This window comes from Sphingosinicella sp., assembly GCF_052387495.1.
Lineage (GTDB): Bacteria > Pseudomonadota > Alphaproteobacteria > Sphingomonadales > Sphingomonadaceae > Allosphingosinicella.
In genome coordinates, this window is record NZ_JBQTJC010000102.1 from 1 (window position 1) to 6,019 (window position 6,019).

Below are 6,019 nucleotides of genomic sequence, written 5' to 3' on the forward strand. Positions count from 1 at the left end.
GCTGGCGGCCTTGGTCGTCATCCTGATGACGCTCGACCTGCTCGGCAATTCGGGCGAGATTCTCGCCGTCCCGGGCAATGGCGATGCGGAGCTCTGGCGCTATGTCAGCCTGCGGCTGCCGCAGCTCGTCAACAGGTTCCTGCCCTTCTCGGTGCTGCTCGGCACCCTGATCACGCTCGCGACGCTCAAGCAGCATAGCGCGAGCGTCTCGATGTAGGCGGCTGGCATCTCGGCGCACCAGATCATCGCGCCGCTCATCCTCTCCGCCATCCTGGTCGCCCTGCTCCATTTCGCCTTCAACGAGCGCGTCGTCACCCGCGCCACTGCAGCGCTCGACGCCTGGGAATCCGCCGAATGGCAAAATGTGCCGCAGGCGAGCGGAGGCCAGAGCGACGTCGCCCTGATCCACCGCGACGACCTCATCTTCGTCCGCCGGGTCAGCGGCGGGGGGGATGAGGTTCGCCTTGCCGGCGTCACCATCTACGAGCGCGAGGGCGGGACGCTGCGCCGCATCATCGAAGCGGAGAGCGGCGCGCGCGCCGCCGGCGGCTGGCTGCTGCGCAACGTTGCCGCCTTCAGCGTCGACACGGGGCAGCAGGGGCGCCTCGCCAGCCTCACCTTCGGCCCCGATATCCGCCCCGATCAGTTCACCCTTGCCCGCGTCGATCCCGACGAGGAGGATTTCTGGACCCTGCGTCGCTCGATCGCCGAGCTTCGCGCGGTCGACCGCCCGACGGAATCGCTCGAGGCAAACCTCTGGCGCAAGATCGCGAGCCCGATGTCGTCGATCCTCATGCCCCTGCTCGCCGCCGTCGCCGCCTTCGGCCTCGCCCGCTCAGGCGCGCTCTTCGCCCGGGCGGTGATCGGCATGGCGCTCGGCTTCGCTTATTTCGTCGCCGACAATTTCGCCCTCGCGATGGGCAATTTCGGCGCCTATTCGCCCTTGCTCGCCGCCTGGGGGCCATTCGTTCTCTTCATGCTGGTCGGCGAGGCGGTGTTGATCCGGACCGAGGAGTGAGCGAGCCGACGCCGCCGGCCGAGCCTGCGGTCACCCGCGGCGAGGTCGCGCGCGGCGCCTTCCTCGCCGGCCTGTCGCGCGCCGGCGCCTTCATCGAGGCGATCGCCCAGCCCATCTACATCGCCCTGTTCGGCCTCGCCGGCTATGGGATCTACGTCGTGCTCTGGGGCGCGATCAGCCTGCTCACCAACCTGCTCGACCTGTCGATGACCGCGGCGCTGCAGCGGATCGTGCCGACCAGCGACGAGGAGCGGGCGCACGGCGCGGTCAAGCTCGCTTTGCTTGCCACCGTGATTCCGGCCGCGCTGGTGGCACTGCTCGTCTCGCTCAACGCGGAAACGATCGCGGGGATATTCTCGGCGGCGCCGGAAGACGAAGCGCGCCTGCCCGGCGCCATCGCAACGTTCGTCGGGGCATTGCCGCTCTGGACCTGCTTCTAGGTCGCGACCTCGGCGGCCCGTGCCCGCCGCGCCTTCGGTCCTGAGATCCGCCTCCGAATCCTGTGGGAGCAATTGGCGCGCGTGCTATTCGCGCTCGGCTTCTTCCTGCTCGGCTTCCAGAGCGTCGGGCTGATGGCCGCCCACCTCTCCTCGCTGTTGCTCACGGCGCTGCTCTGTCTGCCGCTGCTCGCCCGCTATTACGACCTCGGCCGGCTGGCCCGCGCCCGCATTCCGGGCCGGCTCGCGAGGGATCTGCTCCTCTCGGGCATCGCGTTGCTCCCGTCGAATGTCGCGCGGCGGGCGCTGATCGACGCGCCGCCGCTGCTGATCAACCTGATGCTCCCCGGCGCGCGCGGCGCGCAGGCGGCGGGCCTGTTCGAGATCGCGCGCAAGCTCTCGACCGTGCCCTATATCGTCCGCCAGTCCTTCCAATATGTGCTGGCGCCCTTGTCCTCGGCGCAGGCGCATGCCGATCGCAAGCAGATCGAGCCACTCTACCATTTCGCCGCCCGAGTCTCGACCGCTTTGGTCGTCCCGCTCGCCGGGCTGATGACTTTCACCGGCGCCGACGTGCTCAGCGTCTACAAGAGCGAGGCGATGGCGGCGCTGCCTCTGCTCGGGCTGCTCTGCGCCGCCCGCGCCGCCGAGGCGATCGCCGGCCCGGCCGGTACGATCGTCGAGATGATCGGCCATCGTGCATTGCCGCTGCTCAACAGCCTGATCGCGGTGCTGCTCTGGTTCGTCCTGGCCGTTCTGCTCGTACCGACGCACGAGGCCTGGGGCATGGCGATCGCGGTTTCGGTCGCGATCGTCGCCTCGACCTATGCCGCCGCGGTCGAGCTCCAGATCAGCGACCGGCTGATCCCGTTCGACCGCAAGCTCGTGCAGGGACTCGGCGTGGCGCTGGCCGGCGTCGGCGCCATGGCGCTGATCGAGCATCTCTTCGGAGGCCCGACGCGCTTCTCGCTCAACATGACGGCTTGGGCGATCACGTCGTGGCTCGCGCTTCGCTATGGCCTGACCCGCGAGGACCGGCTCGCTTTGGGCGGCCTGTCGCGCCAGCTGCGGCTGGTCTAAGGAGCCGGCCATGGAGACCAATCCCGTTCTCGCCTACGGCGCCTGGCTTGCTGAGGCGCCCGACGACTGGCCCGAAGCGGCGCGGGAGGCCGCGCACCGCCAGTTCATCGATGTGATCGGCGTGATGATTCCCGGCGCGGTCGAGCCGGTCACGCGGCGCGTCTTCGCCACCGTCAAGGGCTGGGGGACGGGGCCTTCGACCGCGATTGGATTCGGCGCGTCCCTGGCCCCTCCCTGGGACGCTTTGGTCAACGGGACAGCCGCTCACGCGCTCGATTTCGACGACAATTTCGATCCGGCCAAGGCGCACGCCACCGCCGTGCTCGCGCCCGCCATCCTCGCCCTTGCCGAAGCGGAAGGCGTGAGCGGCGCTGCCTGCATCGATGCCTATATCGCCGGCCTGCAGATCCTGGGTCGCGTTGGTCAGGGCGTGAATCCCGCGCATCGCAACCGCGGCTGGCACGCTACCGCTACGGTCGGCGCGATCGGCGCCGCCGCCGCATGCGCCCGACTGCTGCAGCTCGACGCGCAACGCGCCGGTCATGCCGTCTCGATGGCGACCAGCATGGCGGCCGGCTTCATGTCGCAATTCGGCACGATGGCCAAGCCGCTCCACGCCGGTCTCGCGGCCAAGTCGGGCGTGCTCGCGGCCGGTCTCGCGCGGGAAGGGATCGACGCCGGGCTAGATACGCTGGACGGCCCGACAGGAATGAACCGATTGATGGTCGGCCCTGACTACAAGCAGCTGCGCGACACGCTGACCCATGTGGAGCACGGTCAGAATCTGCGGTTCGAAACGCAGTCCATTGGCGACCCGCTGCTTATCCTATCCAGCGGCTTTCGCGTGAAACGCTTCCCCAATTGCGGCTCCGCACACCGGGCGATGGACGGTATTTTAACATTGAAACAATCCTATAATTTCGTGCTAGATGAGGTGAATAGCGTCGATATCTATGCTCCCGTCTCGCATCTCAACAACTTGATGTACGAGAATCCGCGGGACGCGCTGCAAGCCAAGTTCAGCCTGGAATATGGCGTCGCCTGCGCGCTCGCCACGGGCAATTGCACGCTCGCCGACTTCACCGATGAGGCGGCCCGCCGCCCCGAAATCAGCGCGCTCTATCCCCGCATCCACCGCCATCCGGTCGACAAGGCCGAGGGAGAGTTCCCGACCGAGGTGCACGTGCAGCTGGCGGACGGTCGGAAGCTCGAGATGGCGGTGGCCATGCCCGCCGGCAGCCTCGCGGCGCCGTTCACGCTAGATCAGGTCTGGGCGAAGCTGGACGGATGCGCCGCCGGCCTGTTGGGCGCCGAATCCCACGACGCACTGCGCGTAGCGCTGGCAAAAATACCACAATTGCCGAACATTACGCCGCTCATGGCGCCGCTCGCCGGGCCCTTCCCTTCCTAAGTGCAGCGCGCGGCGCTAGGAAATTCGCATGGGGGACAAAAGCTACACCGCGCTGGTGCTCGCCGCCAGCCGCGGCAATCTCGATCCGCTCGCGCAAGCTGGCGGGGTCAGCCACAAATGCTTCATCGATATCGCCGGCGAGCCGATGCTACGCCGGGTCGTGCGCGCGGTGCTGGAGTCAGGCCGCATCGGAAGCACGATCGTCGCGATCGAGGCCGAGGCGTTGGAGGAAGCCAAGGCGATTCTCGCGTCGCTGCCGGGCTCGGAGTCGCTCGAATATGCCCCGAGCCGCGAGAATATCGGCGCCAGCGTCGCCGCCGTGGCGAGCGAGGAGATGCTCCCGCTCGTCATCACGACCGGCGACAACGCCCTGCACACGGCCGAGATGGTCCGCTATTTCTGTGATGCGCTCGACGACGTGAGGGAGGATGCCGCGCTCGGCCTGACCCCCGCTTCCTACGTGCTCGAGAAATATCCGGAAGGGAACCGCGCATTCCACCGCTTCCGCGACGGTGCCTTTTCGAGCTGCAACATCTACGCCCTCTTGAACGAGAGAGCGTTGGAGGCGCCGCGCGTGTTCAATTCGGGCGGTCAGTTCGGCAAGAAGCCGCGGCGGTTGATCGGGGCGTTCGGGATGTTCGCCTTTCTGCTCTACAAGAGCCGGCTGTTCACGCTGCGGACGGTGCTGAAGGCGTTGTCGCGGACGGTGGGGGTGCGGACCGCGCCGGTGCTGATGCCCTTCGCGGAAGCGCCGATCGACGTCGACCGCCCGGTCGACCGGGACCTTGCCAACCGCATCATCCGGGCCCGGGAAACGAGCTGAACGGTACCGCAGCCGCGACGACCGGTAGGCCGACCGGGACCTCGCCAGCCGCCTCGCCGCCGCGCGCGAACAGGCCTGAATCGCGGCACGCGTCGCCGCACCGCCCAAAAACCGCCTTATTGCAATTCCATGACCATGCCCGATATGCGCGCGGAAAAGCGCTCCCCTGAGGGGCCGCGGCGCGTTACAAGGACATTGGAAGAACCGACGTGAAGACCGCCCAAACTCTGCGCCCCTCCTTCTGGCGACGCGAGCATCATCTCGACAAGATGACCCTGCGCGAGCTCGTCATCGCCTATTTCCAATACCCGGCGATCATCGCCTATCTGACGCTCGCCATTGCCAGCGTCGCGGGCTGGGTCTGGCGGCCGGCGCCGCTCGCCGTGACGCTCGCCAGCGTCGCCGCCGCGAGCCTCGCCTACCCGCTCTTCTGGTATCTGATCCACCGCTACGTCCTGCACAGCCGCTGGATGTGGCGCCACAAATGGGCGGCGCGGACCTGGAAGCGGATCCATTACGACCATCACCAGGACCCCAACCACCTCGAGGTCCTGTTCGGCGCGCTCCACACGACGCTGCCGACGATCGCGCTCGGCGTCTTTCCCTTGGGCTTCGCGATCGGCAGCCTGTGGGGCGGCTGGGCCAGCCAGGCGGCCTGGGGCGGCGGCTTCGCGGCGCTGGCGACCGGGCTCGTCACCACCTGCGTCTACGAATTCGTCCACTGCGTCCAGCATCTCGCCTACAAGCCCAAGAACAAGCGGCTCGCCGAGATGAAGCGCCGCCACATGGCGCACCATTTCCACGACGAGAACGGCAATTACGGGATCACCACCTTCTTCTGGGACAAGGTTTTCAACACCTGGTACGACCGCCCCGAGCGCCCCGAGAAGAGCCCGACCGTGTTCAACCTCGGCTACACGCCCGAGGTGGCGCGGGAATATCCCTATGTGGCGGAACTGTCGGGCGGCGTGGCGACGGGGCATCCGCGGCAGCGGGATCGGGGCTGACAAACACCCGATCGAGCAGTCGGAACATAAGTGGGTCCCCCCGGCGCCGGAGCGCCGGGGGCTCCGTCAGATCATGTGCGCGACGCCGATCAGGGCGAGGGCGCCGAGCAGCAGCCCGAGCCAGGGCAGCCAGGCGCGAAAGCCGGTGGCGAAATGCGCCGGATTGGCCTTCTTGAAGGCGACCGCCCGGGCCTCGAGATCGTGCTCGTAGACGGCCCGGGCGAGCTCGTCCGGATGGCCTCG

General features: G+C 67.8%; 5 protein-coding genes and 1 pseudogene. All 6 read left to right on the plus strand.

The genetic code is table 11. From position 1 onward, the window contains the following. The first annotated feature begins 25 nt into the window (after nt 1-25). Nucleotides 26-1,018, plus strand: a pseudogene (gene lptG, locus ACT4N8_RS05795) (LPS export ABC transporter permease LptG). After that, entirely contained in the window at nt 1,015-1,458 is a 444-nt protein-coding gene (locus tag ACT4N8_RS05800; protein WP_444857188.1) for a hypothetical protein, read from the plus strand. The pseudogene lptG and the gene ACT4N8_RS05800 overlap by 4 nt, the downstream one beginning before the upstream one ends. 72 nt (nt 1,459-1,530) lie before the next feature. Then, nucleotides 1,531-2,535: a lipopolysaccharide biosynthesis protein gene (locus ACT4N8_RS05805; RefSeq protein ID WP_444857189.1), complete on the plus strand. Its 1,005-nt coding sequence runs from the start codon at nt 1,531-1,533 to the stop codon at nt 2,533-2,535. A gap of 10 nt (nt 2,536-2,545) precedes the next feature. Next, nucleotides 2,546-3,946, plus strand: a complete 1,401-nt coding sequence (locus tag ACT4N8_RS05810) for an MmgE/PrpD family protein (RefSeq protein WP_444857190.1) — start codon at nt 2,546-2,548, stop codon at nt 3,944-3,946. A 28-nt stretch (nt 3,947-3,974) separates the two neighbouring features. Beyond that, the gene (locus ACT4N8_RS05815) at nt 3,975-4,769 is read left to right on the plus strand and encodes an NTP transferase domain-containing protein (RefSeq protein WP_444857191.1); all 795 of its coding nucleotides are present in this window, start codon (nt 3,975-3,977) and stop codon (nt 4,767-4,769) included. A gap of 194 nt (nt 4,770-4,963) precedes the next feature. Beyond that, on the plus strand, nt 4,964-5,776 hold the full coding sequence (locus ACT4N8_RS05820) for a sterol desaturase family protein (RefSeq protein WP_444857192.1): 813 nt from the start codon (nt 4,964-4,966) through the stop codon (nt 5,774-5,776). Nucleotides 5,777-6,019: the final 243 nt, after the last annotated feature.